Source organism: Clostridium sp. UBA5988, from assembly GCF_002435615.1.
Taxonomy (GTDB): domain Bacteria; phylum Bacillota; class Clostridia; order Clostridiales; family Clostridiaceae; genus Clostridium_J; species Clostridium_J sulfidigenes.
Map to the genome: position 1 here is coordinate 35,506 of NZ_DJBA01000021.1, position 17,643 is coordinate 53,148.

Annotated in this window: 15 protein-coding genes, 1 pseudogene and 1 riboswitch; of the genes and pseudogenes, 8 read left to right on the top strand and 8 right to left on the bottom strand. The window is 29.5% G+C overall.

What is annotated here, in order from left to right:
• Window positions 1-327: 327 nt before the first annotated feature.
• The gene (locus tag B3J31_RS04385; RefSeq protein WP_150845783.1) at window positions 328-1,089 is read left to right on the top strand and encodes a threonine/serine exporter family protein; all 762 of its coding nucleotides are present in this window, start codon (window positions 328-330) and stop codon (window positions 1,087-1,089) included.
• A gap of 5 nt (window positions 1,090-1,094) precedes the next feature.
• On the top strand, window positions 1,095-1,574 hold the full coding sequence (locus tag B3J31_RS04390; RefSeq protein WP_346867610.1) for a threonine/serine exporter family protein: 480 nt from the start codon (window positions 1,095-1,097) through the stop codon (window positions 1,572-1,574).
• Window positions 1,575-1,651: 77 nt separating this feature from the next.
• Here B3J31_RS04390 and B3J31_RS04395 read toward each other — a convergent pair whose 3' ends face one another.
• Complete coding sequence (locus tag B3J31_RS04395) at window positions 1,652-2,059, bottom strand: hypothetical protein (protein ID WP_150845785.1); 408 nt, start codon at window positions 2,057-2,059, stop codon at window positions 1,652-1,654.
• Between the two features lie 244 nt (window positions 2,060-2,303).
• A riboswitch (TPP riboswitch) is annotated at window positions 2,304-2,405 on the top strand.
• A gap of 198 nt (window positions 2,406-2,603) precedes the next feature.
• Here B3J31_RS04395 and thiC point away from each other — a divergent pair.
• Window positions 2,604-3,917 (top strand): phosphomethylpyrimidine synthase ThiC, encoded by a 1,314-nt coding sequence (gene thiC / locus B3J31_RS04400; protein WP_150845786.1) that lies wholly within the window; start codon window positions 2,604-2,606, stop codon window positions 3,915-3,917.
• 151 nt (window positions 3,918-4,068) lie between these two features.
• Here the strand turns inward: thiC and B3J31_RS04405 are convergent, their stop codons facing one another.
• The 6 genes and pseudogenes from B3J31_RS04405 to B3J31_RS04430 form a co-directional block, all read right to left on the bottom strand.
• Complete coding sequence (locus tag B3J31_RS04405; RefSeq protein ID WP_346867600.1) at window positions 4,069-5,772, bottom strand: tetratricopeptide repeat-containing diguanylate cyclase; 1,704 nt, start codon at window positions 5,770-5,772, stop codon at window positions 4,069-4,071.
• 221 nt (window positions 5,773-5,993) lie between these two features.
• Window positions 5,994-6,671, bottom strand: a complete 678-nt coding sequence (locus B3J31_RS04410; protein ID WP_150844000.1) for a helix-turn-helix domain-containing protein — start codon at window positions 6,669-6,671, stop codon at window positions 5,994-5,996.
• A 245-nt stretch (window positions 6,672-6,916) separates the two neighbouring features.
• Window positions 6,917-7,354: a gamma-glutamylcyclotransferase gene (locus tag B3J31_RS04415; RefSeq protein WP_150843999.1), complete on the bottom strand. Its 438-nt coding sequence runs from the start codon at window positions 7,352-7,354 to the stop codon at window positions 6,917-6,919.
• Window positions 7,354-7,998, bottom strand: coding sequence for a pyroglutamyl-peptidase I (gene pcp, locus B3J31_RS04420; protein ID WP_150844007.1), 645 nt, complete (start codon window positions 7,996-7,998; stop codon window positions 7,354-7,356). Before pcp ends, B3J31_RS04415 begins: the two co-directional genes overlap by 1 nt.
• 67 nt (window positions 7,999-8,065) lie before the next feature.
• A pseudogene (locus B3J31_RS04425) lies at window positions 8,066-8,801 on the bottom strand (5-oxoproline transporter, DUF979 family subunit).
• Window positions 8,802-8,815: 14 nt separating this feature from the next.
• Window positions 8,816-9,487, bottom strand: a complete 672-nt coding sequence (locus B3J31_RS04430; RefSeq protein WP_346867609.1) for a DUF969 domain-containing protein — start codon at window positions 9,485-9,487, stop codon at window positions 8,816-8,818.
• Window positions 9,488-9,749: 262 nt separating this feature from the next.
• Between B3J31_RS04430 and B3J31_RS04435 the strand changes: the two genes are divergently transcribed.
• The 5 genes from B3J31_RS04435 (at window position 9,750) to B3J31_RS04455 (ending at window position 16,531) form a co-directional block, all read left to right on the top strand.
• Complete coding sequence (locus tag B3J31_RS04435; RefSeq protein WP_035131633.1) at window positions 9,750-9,974, top strand: hypothetical protein; 225 nt, start codon at window positions 9,750-9,752, stop codon at window positions 9,972-9,974.
• The gene (locus tag B3J31_RS04440; RefSeq protein WP_150843998.1) at window positions 9,955-10,266 is read left to right on the top strand and encodes a heavy metal-binding domain-containing protein; all 312 of its coding nucleotides are present in this window, start codon (window positions 9,955-9,957) and stop codon (window positions 10,264-10,266) included. The genes B3J31_RS04435 and B3J31_RS04440 overlap by 20 nt, the downstream gene beginning before the upstream one ends.
• 368 nt (window positions 10,267-10,634) lie before the next feature.
• Window positions 10,635-11,276 (top strand): hypothetical protein, encoded by a 642-nt coding sequence (locus B3J31_RS04445; protein WP_346867599.1) that lies wholly within the window; start codon window positions 10,635-10,637, stop codon window positions 11,274-11,276.
• Window positions 11,277-11,492: 216 nt separating this feature from the next.
• Window positions 11,493-14,804, top strand: coding sequence for a DEAD/DEAH box helicase (locus B3J31_RS04450; protein WP_346867598.1), 3,312 nt, complete (start codon window positions 11,493-11,495; stop codon window positions 14,802-14,804).
• Between the two features lie 326 nt (window positions 14,805-15,130).
• Window positions 15,131-16,531 (top strand): MATE family efflux transporter, encoded by a 1,401-nt coding sequence (locus tag B3J31_RS04455; RefSeq protein ID WP_150843995.1) that lies wholly within the window; start codon window positions 15,131-15,133, stop codon window positions 16,529-16,531.
• Window positions 16,532-16,644: 113 nt separating this feature from the next.
• On the opposite strand, the gene B3J31_RS04460 is transcribed toward B3J31_RS04455, so the two are convergent.
• The gene (locus tag B3J31_RS04460) at window positions 16,645-17,421 is read right to left on the bottom strand and encodes an SDR family NAD(P)-dependent oxidoreductase (RefSeq protein ID WP_346867597.1); all 777 of its coding nucleotides are present in this window, start codon (window positions 17,419-17,421) and stop codon (window positions 16,645-16,647) included.
• Between the last annotated feature and the right edge of the window lie 222 nt (window positions 17,422-17,643).

Genomic DNA, 17,643 nt, shown 5'->3' on the forward strand with positions numbered 1-17,643 from the left:
TTGACTAGGATAGAATTTATTCCATCTGAAGTTTATTGACATAGTTTTTAAGAACTAGCTTAAATTAAGTAAATTAATTTGAGTTAGTTCTTTTTATTTTAGAGATAAGTATAACTTAGTATTTAGGAAATAATAATAGAGTAATTAATTAAATATATAATAAATATAAGTTCATTTAATATATAAATAATTAATAGACAAATATGAAAAAGATGATATAATTACCATTAATAAATGTGTAATATTAAATATGCTAAAAAATAATTATAGTAAACTGAATAAAATTCATGTTTATTAAATATATGGAAGATTAGAAGGAGATTTATCATGAAAGCAAAACAGGTTTTAGATATAGCTCTTTCAGCAGGAGAACTACTTATTAGTAATGGATCGGAATCCTATAGAGTAGAGGAAACTATTGAAAGGATATGTAAAGCATATAATTATAAAAGTGAATGTATAACTACAGGAAAAGGAATTTTTATATCTATTTTAGATGAGGATCAAGAAAAGGTTACATCACTAAAAAAGGTTAGAAGTAAGAGTGTTGATTTATATAGCATAGAGCTAGTAAATAGTTTTTCTCGAAGCATTGAGTCGGAGAAGATTTCCTATGAGGAAGCAATGGAAAGACTAGAAGATATAAGAAAAATGCCTATTTTTAAATTACCCATTAGAGTGTTAGCTGGTGGAATGACTTGTTTTATTTATTCATTATTTTTCAACGGAACAATTTTTGCAGCCTTTATATCTGCGATTATTGGTATGATAATTTATTATATGGTAGATAAGGTATCCAACGTAGGCTTTTTTCAATTTTTTATCTTCTTTTTCTCAGGATTTCTTATAGCTAGTATAAGTATTTTATTTGAAAATATTATAACTATAGTGAACAAGGACAAGATTATACTAGGGTCTATAATGGTACTATTACCTGGTGTAGCCCTTACTAATGGAATAAAAGATATAATTTATGGTGATTTTACATCAGGAATTTCAAAGGTGGGTGAGGCAGTTTTAATAATTACAGCAATTGGTTCAGGAATTGGTACTGCATTAGCCTTTAGAAATTTTCTAGGAATCTTTTAGATATAATATATTTAAGTGAAAGTAGAGGCTATGTTATGATTAGACAAATTGTTTTAGCGTTTTTTGGAAGTGTATTTCCGGCCATATTATTTAATATAGATAGAAAAAAATTAGTTTGGGCTGGGATTTCAGGAACTCTTGCATGGATAAGCTATTTAATAGTGTTCACCTATGGAGGAAGTGTAATTATTGCTACTTTTATGGGGGCATTTGTAGTAGGAGTTTATAGTGAAGTAATGGCAAGAAGGTTAAAGGCTCCAAGTATGCAGTTTTCAATACCAGGAATATTCCCGTTAGTACCAGGAGTTATGGCCTATAACACAGTATTATATATAGTAGCTCAAAATTATGACCTTGCTTATAGCAGTGCAATGAAAACTATTATAGTAGGTGGAGCTATTGCCTTTGGAATGATGTTATCTTCAACTACTTATAAATTTTTTAGCAAAATTCAAAGAGATATAGAAACAAAGAAAGTAGCATAAAATAAAATATTAGGCTATGTTTTAAACTGTTGTTAAAACATAGCCTATATTTAAATTAAGTTAAAATTTATACTTAATTATTGAGCCTTCTTTTCGCTTTCCTTGTTATTTTCAGGGTTACACTTATTATCACACTCTGGTTTTCTCATATGCTTTCCAGGAGTCTTTGTATCTTGTTTTTTCTCATCAGTTTCGTTTAGAGTTGGTTTCTTTTCCTCTTCTTTAGGAGCTTTTTCATTCTCAGGCTTAGACTCACTTATAGTTTGCTTCTTTTCATCAGTTTTTTTTGTCTTTTCTTCTTCCTCAATCATAGTTGGTTTCTTTTCATCAGTGGGTTTTTCATCCTTAGTTTTTTCTGCTGGAGTCTCTATAGTAGTCATTTTTTCACTATTAGAATCCATTGCTATATTATCATATCCAAAGGCTACAGTAGAAGAAGTCATGATGGCACCAACTAATGTTAGCATAATTAAAGATTTTTTCATTGTAATACACCGTCCTTTTAAAGTATTTACTTAAATTCTTAAGTATGAGTATATTTGATGAGAATAACAAGAATAAGGATAAGCTATTGAAAAATAAAAGGTTTAAGAAAACTCGACCTTAGTTTATCCTTAGAAAGAAAAAAATATGTTATTAAAAATTTTCCATTAAAAATGTGGATAATAATAAATTAAAAGTAAATTTGAAAATTATAGTTTTTATGTTATAATGAAGTTAATTTAATAATTATTTAGCTAGGGGTGCCTAATGCTGAGAGAAGCAATAATTGCTTTAACCCTTGAACCTGATGTGGATAATGCCATCGAAGGAAAGCTTTAAAAGATTTTAATAATAGCTTATTTATAAAAATATTTATAAATATTTGTTTTATGAATTCATCCAAAGGCTTACCTTGTGTAAGCCTTTATTTTTTTAGATAAGAATTAATAAAGGTTTGTAAAAAAATATGTAAGCAATTATTTTCTCCTAAAGAAAGGCGCTAAATTATTAAATTAAATAATTATTGTACTTAGGGAGGAAGAAAGTATGAATTTTACAACACAAATGGATGCCGCTAGGAAGGGCATTGTAACAAGAGAGATGGAGATTGTAGCTAAGTCAGAGAATATGGATGTTCAAGAGTTAAGGGCATTAGTAGCGGAAGGGAAGATAGCTATACCTGCTAATAAAAATCATAAATCTCTTGTACCACAGGGAGTAGGACAAGGTCTTAAAACTAAAATAAATGTAAATTTAGGTATATCCAAAGATTGTGATGACATAGATAAAGAAATGGAAAAGGTAAAAGTTGCTTTAGATATGAAAGCAGAGGCTATTATGGATCTTTCTAATTATGGAAAAACTGCAAAGTTTAGAGAAAAGTTAGTAGAAATGTCTACAGCGATGATTGGAACAGTACCAATGTATGATGTAGTTGGCTTTTATGATAAGGAATTAAAGGATATCTCTGTAGATGAATTCTTTAAAGTCGTAGAAAAGCATGCACAGGATGGAGTAGATTTTGTAACTATCCATGCAGGACTAAACAGGGAAACTATAAATACTTTTAAAAGAAATAAGAGGATTACTAATATAGTTTCAAGGGGAGGATCTCTTTTGTTTGCTTGGATGGAATTAAATCAGAGAGAAAATCCATTCTATGAGTATTTTGATAGATTATTAGATATATGTGAAAAATATGATTTAACTTTAAGCTTAGGAGATGCATGTAGACCAGGTTCAATAGCTGATGCCACAGATGCTTCACAAATTAAGGAGCTTATGGTATTAGGTGAGCTTACAAAGAGAGCTTGGGAGAGAAATGTACAAGTTATAATTGAAGGTCCAGGGCACATGGCTATAAATGAAATAGAAGCTAATATGTTACTTCAAAAAAGACTTTGTCATGGAGCACCATTTTATGTTTTAGGACCTTTAGTTACGGATGTAGCTCCAGGTTATGATCATATAACTTCTGCCATTGGTGGAGCTATTGCAGCAAGTTATGGAGCAGACTTTTTATGTTATGTAACTCCAGCAGAACATTTAAGACTTCCAAACTTAGATGATATGAAGGAAGGTATAGTAGCAGTAAAAATTGCAGCTCATGCAGCGGATATTGCTAAAGGAATTAAAGGTGCATCGCAGTGGGATAATGAAATGAGTAAGGCAAGACAGGAACTTGATTGGGAGCAGATGTTTACCTTAGCTTTAGATGAAGAAAAGCCAAGAAAATATAGAAAAGAATCTACACCTCATCATGAAGATAGTTGCACTATGTGTGGTAAAATGTGTTCTATGAGAAATATGAACAAGATTCTTAGTGGAAAAGATATTAACCTTTTAAGAGAAGATGATTAATAATTAATAAAAGGACACTATTAATTATTAAGCTTTCATTGGTAGTTTAAGCTTAGTAATTTTAAGAGTGTCCTTCTTTATATAATTTTATGTTTAATTAACTGAATAATATAATTAATAATAAAGGAATAACTGTTTTAAGTTTAAATTATTAATATATATCTGCAGCTACTAAGTTCACTGAATCTATTGAATTTAGCGTTAATTCATCTTCTAAGGTATTTATCAATGTAACTTTATCTCTTCCAGATTCTTTAGAGCTATATAATTGTTTGTCTGCAATTTCAATCATATAGTCAGTTGACCTAAGAGAGGAAAGGTTTCCATAGACCCCGCCAATACTAACAGTAATTACAGAACTATCATTATCATGAGTAGATTTTATTTTTAAGTCCTTCACTTTACAACTGATTAGATTACCTAGATAAATAGCTTCATCATAGGTTAAATCCTCAGCAAAATATATAAATTCTTCTCCACCGTATCTACCACAAAAATCGTGACGGGAGGTAGAAATGCCCTTTAAACATTGAGCAATACTAGCAAGACATTTATCACCATGCATATGTCCCCAATAATCATTATATAATTTAAAGTTATCCACATCGATCATAAATAAAACCATATTATTTTTATTGAGTTTAGAATATTTCCATAGTCTACTAAACATTTGGTCAATGGCATGTCTATTTGAAATTTTAGTAAGAGAATCTTTCAATGCTTTAAACCTTAAATTCTTATTCTCATTTTTCATATATTGTAGCCTTTTATTTTGGGATTCTATTTCCATTTCTAGTTTTTGATTTACTATTTTAATTTGTTCTAACTCATCAGCTTCTATAGCATGATTACATTGAATTCTTATAATTTCTAGTTTGGATTTCATGGTAGATGAAGAAACTTCTTCCTCTGAAAGGTGATACTGCCTGTAATATTCTAATGCCGTTTTAAAATCTCCTAATGATTCGTAGTAGTTAGAAAGTTGCAAATGCATTTTGCTAAGCTTATTTTTGGAATTAAGTTCCTTAGCACAATGTATAGCTTTATTTATATATTCTATAGCATCACAAGAAGAAGTAGAAAGCTTTAAAAAACCAATGTTAAAGTATAAGTCTATGATATAGAATTTGTTGCTAATGGTTTCTAAGTGTTCTAAGGATTTATTATAGTATTCCATGGCTTTATCAAACTCTTTATTTTTAAAGTGAATGAAACCAATATTATTTTCTATTTCACCTAGAAGTATAAAGTTATTAAATTCAATAGCTATATTATAGCTTTCAAAAAATATTTTTAAAGCTTTATGGTAATTATTCTTCTCTAGAAGAACTTGTCCTATATTAAATAAAATAGATGCAGAGAGTGAAGTATAATTAAACTTTTTAGCTTTAGCTAAAGCTTTCTCATAATATTTCAAGGCTTTATTATATTGAGTAGTTATCCTGTGAATCTCTGCCATATTATTAAGGGAACAGGTGTGAATAAAGCTATGTTTATCATCAATGCACATATCTAGAACTCTAAGACAATTTATTAAAGAATCCTCATAAAGTCCAACGTGAAAATATGCGCAACTTAAAAGATTTAAAGCTACAACAATGCCTTTCTCTTCATTTAATTCCATAAATATATCTAGAGCATGATAACCATATTCTACCCAGTTGGCAAAGTTTGATAATGATCTGTAAATTAAAGCAAAATTAATAAAGCAATACCCCATTGCAGATTTATTATTAAACGCTTCAGCTAATTTAAATGCTTCTTTTGTTATTTCATAAGCTTTTCTAGGATCGCTATGTACAATAGTGTTTCCATCATCAATAAGTTTAAAAAGTTCTTTTGAGTTATTATCCATACTAAACAACCTACTTTTCTTAGAATAGTTTAATTATAATTTGAATTTAAACTTATAACTGAGTAACCAATGCATTTTTAACCTCATGGTTACAATAATATAATAACATAAAATTAGATGAAAAATAATATAAAATTATATGATATATAAAAATTACTTAGAGAATTTAAGTAATATAAACCTAAAAAAGTAATTATGTGTTACATTTAATTTACTTGTTATTAATCACAATATTTTTTTAATCTTTCAAAATCTAGAATAACTATTTTTTTAGATGTGCTTGCTAATATTCCTTGGGATTTTAACTCGTTAAGAACTCTAGTAACGGTAACTCTAGAGCAGCCGATTAAATTTCCTAATCCTTCATGGGTAAGCGGAAGACTTAATTCAATTGGATCATTACTTTCAGAATAATTATTTATAGTTTGAGCAACAATTCTACAAAGAGCAGAGCAAATTTGAGCTCGTGGTGATCTCTTTAAAAGGTCTCCCATCTGAAATAAAGAAATTTGATATTTTCTTAATATACTTTGAAGAAAATACTCATAATTTTTAGGGTTATCATTTAAATAATTATATAAAGTTTCATTATCAATAAATGAGATTGAAGTATCTTCTAATGTAACTGGAGTAATGCCAATATGAGAGTGATGAAATAAACTTTCTTCCCCATATATTTCTCCTGGTATTAAAAAAAATAAAATTTTTTCAAGACCATTTTTAGTATAGATACAAACTTTTACTTTTCCTTTAGTAACTATTGAGAGCTTACCCCCAGGAAAGTAATCTATATGTTCATTTTTTTTATAATGTTTTATAATTCCTAAAGGAGCAAGTTCTTCAAGAAAAAAGCTTCTCATTTTTTCTTGTGGAATATGTTTAAAGTATTCTTCATACATATATTAAATCATCCTTTCCAATTTGATAGGGTAATAGGTAATGTTTATGTTAAATCTTAAAAAAAGTTCATAGTATAATATAATTCCTCATATTATAGGAATTATTTTTAAACTAAATTCTATCCATTAGTATTATTTTATATATTATGCAATAGAAATAGAGATGTCAATAAATTTAAATATAATTTTAGTTTATTGCAATAAAAAATCTATCAAATAAATGATAGATTTTTCTACTTGTATTATTATAGGATATTCATATACTTTTTCCAGTCTCCATGATGAATATAGATTGCATGGGAATTAAAGTTTTTATCATTGCCATCTACGTATTTATATACATAACAATTTTCAATGGCCTTTGTTTCAAGATTTTTGACATTTATAGTAGTTCTTATATATTCATTGATTGATATATCTTCAAAGGATCTGAACCCCTCCATTTGATCTAAGGAAACTATATCTTCATAAAAATCTTTTAGTGCCATAATTTCTCCAATAACAGTATCGTCTCCATCTAGTAAAGCAGGGTATCCCTTGTGAGAAAGGTGGAAGAGTTTCCCTTTTATTTCTCCTAGAGAAGCTGGAGGTACTTTATTTTTTAAGTATTTATCATAGTTAAAGAAACCTTCTCTTAAGCTTCCATATACAAATACTTTTTTTTCTTCTGTTGGGTATGTCATTAGCAGATTGTACCTCCTATAGTTTTAATGTCTTCATCTCCATTATTAACTAGGGCTTCTATACAAAGCTCAAGACATTTTGAAATATCTTGAAGATTCATATAAGGGGTATTTGGCTTTGTAACAACTTGATTTGGTATATATGGAACGTGAATAAATCCACCTTTCATATGAGAGTACTTTTTATCGATAAGATAAAGTAATCCATACATTATATGGTTACAAACGAAGGTTCCAGCAGTATTAGAAATTGCAGAAGGATAGCCATTATCTACCATGTTTTTAACCATTGCTTTTATAGGTAAGTTAGAGAAATAAGCATTTTCTCCATCTTCTTTAATTTTTATATCTATTGGTTGATTTCCTTCGTTATCTTTAATTCTAGCATCATCTATATTAATAGCAACTCTCTCTGGCATAACTGCAAATCTACCACCTGCTTGTCCGATGCAAATAACTGCATCGGGGTTATGATTTTTGATAGAGCTTTCAAGGGCCTCTATTGATTTATTAAAGACAGTAGGAATTTCTACCTTTATAACTTCTACGCCAGCAATATTATTAGGAAGTAATTTTACTGCTTCAAGAGCTGGATTTATAGGTTCTCCTCCAAAGGGATCAAAACCACTTATTAAAACTTTCATATATATATTTAATGAAGCATTAGCTTCATTAAAATTCACCTCCTTTAGTTATATCTTATATAAATTTTTAAAATGCTAAGAAATACATTAAAACTATGTGTGCTATTAGTAATGTCATAGCCACAGGAAATTGACGTTTAATAATTGCATTTTTGTCGTCTATTTCTAGAAGAGCTGCAGGCATAATATTAAAATTAGCTCCCATTGGTGACATTAATGTTCCACAATATCCAGCAGTAAGAGCTAAGGCACCAGCAACTACTGGATTAGCCCCCTGTGCAAATACAAATGGAATTCCAATACCAGCAGTGATAACTGCAAATGCAGCAAAGGCATTTCCCATAATCATTGTAAAGATAGCCATACCAATGCAGTAAGCAGCTACTCCAATTAAAAGATTTCCTTCAGGTATGAAGCTTGATATACCATTAGCAATAACAGTACCAACTCCAGCAGCTGTAAATAGTGAGCCTAATGCAGTAAGAAGTTGAGGTAAGATACTTTTTAAGTTTTCCAGATTGAGTTTTAGCAAACTCTCCATCAAGGGGTTTGGTAGGTAGCATTTTAACTTGCTTAGAAACGGTCAAGCAACCTAAGGCTATTATTAAAATCCCAACTATATTAGCTGGGATATAAGGTCCAGCTATGAATATAATACCTAGAATTGACCAAAATATTGAAGTACCAATTCTAGCTTTATGATCTTTATTTGTAAATGTATAAACTGATAGGGAAATCATTAGGAAGCCCACTAAGGCATAAAAGATTTCCAATAAAAAATTTGATAGTGCTGCCATATCCATAATCGATTCCTCCTTTAATTATCTTTTTTAGAATATTTCTTAATTAATGATTTATCTAATAAATGATTTTGTACTAATACCATTATAAATAGTATTACAGCTATTGGGATAGAAGCTTTAGCTACATCAAGAGCATCTACTACATAGCCTTGTTCCTGAAGTGTACTGGTTATTAGAAGTACTCCTGAGCTAGCCATAAATAAGTTTTGTCCAAAGAAGTTACCATAGTTGTCCATAGCTGCAGAAGAAGCCTTAATTCTATCCTCATCTTCCTTATCAATTTCTCCAAAGTTACTAACGGCAGCACCTTGTGCCATAGGGTTAACAAGAGGTCTAACAAATTGAGGATGTCCACTCATTCTAATAGAAAGGGCAGCTGCCACTTGTCTAACTAGGGCATAGACACTTAATAGCTTTCCAGCAGAAAGAGATTTAGCATTACTTATAAGAGTTGCAGCTCTTTCTTTAAGTCCATATCTTTCACACATACCAATTACAGGTAATGTTAATATGAATAATGTTATGGCTCTTTGAGATACAAAAGTTTGTCCTAGAGTAGTCAATATTTCGTTAATACTCAAACCAGCAACGAGTCCTGTTAAAACCCACGCAGAAAGAACTACAGCAATAGTATCGAGTTTTAACGTAAAACCAATGATAACAATTATAATACCGATTAATTTGATCATTATTATCCTTCCTCCCATGAATTTATATAATTTTTTAAAATTATACACTATTATGAAAAGTAAATATGTATACAGGTATACAAAGAAAGGATAAATATTAGATATAGATGAGGTTGATTGGATAAAAATAAAATTTAATTATTAAGCATGAATAACTATTTTTATCCATATTGTATTAGTATTTGTAGTATGATAATATTAGTCTAGTAAAATGGAATAATTAATATTTATAGCATATTTTTAGGGAGATGATAAGAGTATGGGAAAAATTATACTTACCATAGTAATAACAGTATTGATGCTCCTATTTGCAATTTTCTATTTTGGAGGTATCATATTTGTTACTTTTGCAGAAGGAATAAAGTTATTGCCAATAATTTTGCTTTTAATTGCCATAGGTATAGCAGGAGCAATTATTTATAATATGATAGAAAGAATAAAGGAAATAAAAGGAGGAGACGAAAATGATATTAGTAAATACTAATTACATTGCAGGAAAAGAATTAGAAATGTTAGGGATGGTTAAAGGCTCAGTGGTGTGGTCTAAAAATATTGGTAAGGACATTCTTAGTGGGCTTAAAACTGTTGTAGGCGGAGAGATAAAAGGCTATACAGAAATGATGAATGAAGCTAGAGGAATAGCTACAAAGCGTATGGCTGACGAAGCAGAAACTATGGGTGCTGATGCTATAGTAAATATAAGGTATGCAACAAGTTCAATAATGAATGGTACATCTGAAGTTATTTGTTATGGAACCGCAGTAAAATTTAAATAAAATTTATCTGAGATAGACTGAGTCAAATAAAAGGTTTTGACTCAGTCTTTATTTATTGTAAAAATAATGTTTTAATACCACCTTTAAAGCAGGACTACTAATATTCCTATAGCTTGTATATTATATTAATGTAATTTTAAATAGAGCCTAGAAATAAAAAGTTTATATCTTTTTGTATAAATAAGCGTATATAAATAAAGGATATTTCTTAAGATATAGATATTAAGATTTAAAGTATGAGTAGAGAGTTACTACGTTCTTAGATAACAATCTTCCCTAAAGGACAACGACTTCTTAGTAATCTTCAGTGGGAGAAAACTCCATCTGAAGCAAAGAACTCTATTTATATGAAATATGGAGGTATATATATGAAAATGAATAAATTAAAATTGTTATGTGGTACTTTAGTTTTAATTACGGTGGTACTTTTTTCAGGGTGTAATAATATAAATGCAGGTGAAAGTGAAAAAGAGGAGGAAACTGTTGAAGTAGGAAATACAGAAAATCAAGATAATGATGAAATTTCAGCAAGCACAGAAGATAAAGGGGAGATTATTAAAAAACCTAGTGATTCTGCGAGGGAGCTTGAGTTTAAGGATAGTTATGAAAGATCTCCATATTATAATTCAAGTAAAAAATACCCTATTAGCACTATTTGCAAATCAAAAGAATGTTTAAAGGAGCATGAAGGTAAAGTAAAAGGACTTACTGTAAGTATGCTGTCATGTGTAAATGAAAACCGTGAAGTAGATGCAAGCAAATATGATGATGAGTTTTTTTCTAAAAAAGCTTTAATTATTGTAACACTAGATGAATCAAGTGGATCTGTGAGACATAAAGTAAAAAAGGTAATTAAAGAGGGCAATGAAATTTCTATAGCAATTGAGAGAATGGTTCCTGGAATTGGAACTGCAGACATGGCAGAATGGAATATATATATTGAGTTAAATACTGAAGATGTAGATGAAAATGATATAGTGAATCTTGGTTTGATTAAAGGTCTAAAATAGTTTTTAAATTTATGGTGAGTATGTAATTATATTAATATTCATGCTCACTATTTTCATGTAATTATTTATAGTTAATATTTCTTTTATAGTTGAAAATTATAGAAAAGGTGAATTACTTTAAAATAAATGCGCTATAAAGATGGAAAAAGGTATATAATAAAAGGTAGAGTAAATTTATTGAAAAAGGAAGAAATTTTAATTAGGAGAATTGTGAGAATGAAGTTTGATTTAGAGTTGAGAGAGATAAAGGATATATGTGGAAATGTTATTTTTAATAGAGCCATGGATATGTACCTTAGAAATAAAGTTAGAAGTATAAGGATCAATGAAAACTCTATAAATATATTATCAGTTACAGCCATAGTACAGTCAGCCTATGATGTAAATAATTATAAAACTAGTGTACTTATAAATAATAGAAATTTTAAATTATATCCCAACTGTAGTTGTGAAGCTTTTACACAATATCATATGTGTAAGCATGTAGGAGCTGTACTTATAAAGTTAAATAAGGAAGGTGTAAGAGGCAGGGGTATAAATATTCCTAAGTCTGGAGAAGAAGAGCTTCTTGAAACCTATAAAAGCACCTTTGACAAGGCTATTAGAGGAGTTGAGAAGGAATCTCTAAATATGGATATTACCTTAGTGGTAGAGGATGAGCACTACGGAAGTAAGAAAAAAAGTTTTTATTTAGAGTTAAAGATAGGAACTAGTAGATTATATGTGGTAAAAAATATTCGTGAACTTATGGAGTGCATGTATACAAGTGGTGGAACTATTAATTTTGGAAAAGAGCTTCAGTATAACAACACTAAATATATGTTTAAAGATAAGGATCAAGAAATCATGAATATTATAAAGGAAATTTATGATTTAAATTTAGAAGTAATGAATAGGGTATATACTAATCGTTCTATATTCTTTAGTGGAAAAAGGGTATTTCTTTCAGAAGGTCAACTTAAAAATATTCTAGCCATTAAAAATGGGAAGACTATCAATTTAGATTATAAGGGAGAGCATTATAAAGATATAACTGTTTCATTAGGAAACATGCCTACTAGTTTTTATATGTTTATGAAGGGAGATAATCTAAATATAGATATGAATGGTGAAATGTCACAGGCCATTTGTGAGAATACAGGACTTTATTATTTAAATAATACTTTATATCTATTGTCTGAAAAGGAAAAAAGTGATTTTATCCCACTTCATAGAGCATTTACAAAATCAAAAAATAATACTATATCCTTTAAAAAAAATAGTATTAATGATGTGGCGAATTTTCTTTTACCTAAATTAAAGAGTATTACCCCCATTGTTATTAAAGATGAAAGTGTAAAGAAACTTATAAAGGAGGAGCCTTTAGTAACAGAATTTTATTTAGATAAGGATAAAGATAGAGTAACTTGTGATGTGAAATTTAATTATGGAGAAGAAAGCTTTTATTATAATTTAGAAAATGAAAGTAAAAATATCAAAGATGAAAATCAGCAATTATTAAATGAAAAAGAAGTGGGAGTATCTGAAGATATAGTTATTAGAGATCTAGTGAAGGAAAGAAAGACTATAGAGAAGCTTTATGGACTTGGATTTAAAAATATAGATAAAAGTTTTTATATTGAAGATGAGGATGAATTAGTAGAGTTTTTAACCTATGGTGTGGAGGAATTAGCTGAGGTAGGAGAGGTTTACTACTCTGATAGCTTTAAGGATATAAAAATATTAACGCCTAAATCCTTTAATTCTAGCATTCGATTAAATGATTTAGATCTTTTGGAGTTTAATTTCAATATTGAAGGAATTTCTAAAGAAGAATTGAAGGCAACTTTAACTTCAATTAAACAGAAGAAAAAATATTATAAACTAAAGAATGGTTCTATAATTCCACTTCAGGGCAGTGAATTTAAAGATATTTATTCTGTTATTGATAACTTTGACATATCAATTTCAAAGTTAGCTAGTGGAAGTGTAGAAATACCTAAGTATGCATCCTTATATATAGATGAAAAGATTAATAAGGGGGCATTGAATTTTATCACAAGAAATAAAGGCTTTAAAAATCTTATAGATAATATAAAAGATGTAAAAAGTAATGAATATAGAGTTCCAGGAGAACAAGGTGCAGTATTAAGAACTTATCAAGAAATTGGATTTAAGTGGTTTAAAACCTTATCTCAATGCGGATTTGGTGGAATTCTAGGAGATGAAATGGGACTTGGTAAAACCCTTCAAGCTATAACATTTATAAATTCGGAAAAACTAGAAGGAAATTTGAAAAATAAGGCGCTAATAGTATGTCCTACTTCATTAGTTTATAACTGGGTTATGGAATTTGAAAAATTTTCTAAGGACCTAAGGATTGTAGCCGTAAGTGGAAGTAAAGCAGAGCGAGAAATATTAATAGAAAATATTGAGGAGTACGATGTAATAATTACGTCTTATGCATTAATAAGAAGGGATTTTGAATATTATGAGAAGATGAAATTTGATATTTGTATTATTGATGAAGCACAATATATTAAGAATCCAACTTCTTTAAATGCAGAATCTGTGAAGTCAATTCAAGCTAAGAGTAAATTTGCTATGACAGGAACCCCAATAGAGAACTCACTTACAGAACTTTGGTCTATATTTGATTTTATAATGCCTGGATATTTAAAAACCCATGGAAAGTTTAATAAAAACTTTGAATTGCCTATAGTAAAAGAAAAGGATGATAAAGCTTTAGAGGAATTATTGAAGCTTATAAAACCATTTATTTTAAGAAGATTTAAAAGGGATGTAGCTCTTGAACTACCACCAAAGATAGAACATAAAATAGTGGTGGATATGACTTCAGAGCAGAAAAAACTATACTATTCTTATGTAGATGCCTATAAAGATGAGATGGAGCAAGAAATAAAGGAAAAAGGCTTTAACAAAAGTAGGATGAAGATATTATCACTTATTACTAGACTTAGACAAATTTGTTGTGATCCAGCTTCCTTTATAGAAAATTATAAAGGCGATAGTGGAAAGTATCACGCTCTTTATGACATTTTAGAAGAAGCTTTAGAGAATAATCATAAGGTACTATTATTTTCTCAGTTTACTACAATTCTAGGGAGTATAAGAGAAAAGTTGAATAAAAAGGGAATAAACACTATGTATTTAGACGGTTCTGTTCCATCTAAAGATAGGATGAATTTAGTTAAAGAGTTTAATGAGGGGGAACCATCAGTATTTTTAATTTCTTTAAAGGCTGGGGGAACAGGACTTAATCTTACATCAGCTGATATGGTAATACATTTTGATCCTTGGTGGAATCCAGCAGTGGAAGAACAGGCTGAGGATAGAGCACATAGAATTGGACAAAAGAACACTGTGGAGGTAATAAAACTTATAGCCAAGGGAACTATCGAAGAAAAAATTTACAACATACAAGAAAAGAAAAAAGAAATCATAGATAAAGTAATAGATGGAGAAGAACATACGGAATTAGCCTTATCCTCTATGAATGAAAATGAACTAGAAGAGTTATTTTCATAATAAAACTCTATCTAAAAAGTATTTACTACAGTGTATTTATAAGAGTTAATTACCAATTAATTATATTTAGATAATGAAATTTTTAGTTTGTCGAAATAAGTCATTGAAAATACAAGAGATATGAAGTATAATTGTATTGTGAACAATAGTGTTTAGATATAAGGTACTTAAAACTTACAACAGGAGAATTTAAAGGTTAAGAATTATCTTAGCCTTAATTATATGTTATGTAATAAATATATTAAGAAGTATTTTGCAAGGTTAAGAATTTTCTAACCTTGCATTAGTACTTAAATAGACAATTTAATTTAGGAGGGAGATACTACATGGGTAGACAAAATGCACTAGGTGAAGAAAAAATCACAAAATTATTACTTAAGTTTTCTATACCAGCCATCATTGGTATGCTGGTTAACGCATTATACAATATTATAGATAGAATGTTTATAGGACACATTCCAGAGGTAGGAAATTTAGCAATTACAGGTATTGGAGTAACTATGCCAATATCAACTATTATATTAGGGTTTGGCATGTTAGTTGGAATAGGTACTGCTACTACTATTTCCATAAGATTAGGACAAAATAAGAAAGAAGAAGCAGAGAAGATTCTAGGAAATGCTTTTACTTTAATTATAATCATTAGTTTAGCTATAACAGCTATAGGCTTAATCTGGGGAAAGGATATACTAAGAATGTTTGGAGCTAGTTCAAACACCCTAGTATATGCTGAAGATTACATGCAGATTATATTTATAGGTACTATATTTAACATGTTAAGTTTTGGGCTTAACCATACCATAAGAGCTAGTGGTAGTCCTAATATAGCTATGGCATCTATGCTCATAGGTGCGATTACAAATATAATTCTTGACCCAATATTTATATTTTTACTAGGAATGGGAGTTAAAGGAGGAGCTATAGCCACAGTAATAGCCCAAATTGCTTCAGCTATATGGGGAGTAAGTTTCTTTTTAAGGGGAAATGCTAATCTTAGAGTTAAAGTTAAAAACTTTAAGCTAGAAAAAAAGCTGATACTAGCTATATTTGCTATAGGCATGTCGCCATTTAGTATGCAAATTGCTGCAAGTATAGTTCAGGTAATATCAAACAATGCTTTAAGGAGTTATGGTGGAGATTTAGCCATAGGAGCAATGACTATAATAAGTAGCATAACTATGATAATTCTTATGCCGATTTTTGGATTAAATCAAGGAGTACAGCCTATTATTGGATATAATTATGGAGCTAAAAAATATGATAGAGTTAAGGAGGCTATAAAGTATCCTCAAATAGCAGCTTTAATTATTGCTACCATAGGATTTTTAATGGTAGAACTTATTCCAGGAGTTTTAGTAAAGTCATTTAACTCAGATCCACATCTACTTTCAATAACAAAGTATGGAATGAGAATTTTCCTTTCTATGATTATTTTTGTAGGGCCGCAGATTATAAGAACTAATTACTTTTCTTGTATTGGAAAAGCTAAGAAATCCATGTTCTTAAGTTTATTAAGACAAGTAATACTTTTAATACCATGTATTATAATTCTACCTTTGATACCACTTCCTAATGGAGAAACTCTTGGATTAACAGGAGTATGGTTGGCAGGACCAACTAGTGATTTTATATCTGTTATAATCACTAACTTTATCTTTAAACATGAAATAAAGAAGTTAGATAATCCTAACTTAGAAGATGGAGAAGTTATGGGAGAGGCAATTTAAGTTTCTTAATTTAGATAAATGAAAAAACTGTTATCATAATAGTATGTTAACAGTTTTTTTATACTAAGAAGACTTTATATTGTAAAGCATGTTTTAATTACACCTCATGTATTTTAAACTATAGCAGTTCCACCTTCAACAAGGATATGTTGAGAAGTTACATAGCTAGATGCATCTGATGAAAGATAGATAATTGTTCCATTAAGTTCACCTTTTTTACCTGGTCTTCCAGCAGGAGAAATAGCATTGTAAGCTCTAAGGAAAGGCTCATGTTTAAATAGAGTATTTTCTGTCATCTCAGATTCAAAAAGGCCAGGACCTATAGAATTAACTGTAATATTATCTTGCATATAGCTTGCAGCCATACCCATAGTTAAGCCTCTAACAGCTGCTTTAGAAGTATTGTAGGAGTGACGGAAGAGAGAAGGATCTTTGTCTGCAATAACCGCATTTATAGAAGCTATGTTAACAATTTTACCATATTTCCTGTCTCTCATATGAGGAACTACATATTTACTCATTAAGAAAATTCCTTTAACGTTAATGTCCATAACTTTATCCCAAGCTTCAACAGACATGTTTTCAACAGAACCGGCAGTTGCAACTCCTGCGTTATTAAGAAGGATATCAATTTGTCCAAAGTGCTTCATAACTTCGTCTATTGCTGCTTTAACACTTTCTTCATTAGCAACATCACATTGAACAGCTAGAGCTTTTCCACCATTATTTTCAATTTCTTTAACTACATTATCAAGTTTATCTTTTCTTCTTGCAAGTAGTGCAACACTAGCTCCATATTCAGAATAAGCTCTAGCGGCATCAGCTCCTAGTCCACTAGAAGCACCTGTAACTATAGCAACTTTACCAGTAAGATTGAATAAATTGTTCATAACATCAAATCCTTTCTAAAATATAAATATATTGTAAATATTATCAATAAACAAATATTATTAATGTATATTTACTTGCTATAATAATATAGTAGCATACCTTCAACATATTGTAAATTAATTAATTATTTAACCAGAGCTTTAGCATGAAAATTCCAGTAAAATTTTTATTTTTACTTTAATTGTAATCTATTCAAGCTAATTAAAGGACTGGTAAGTCCA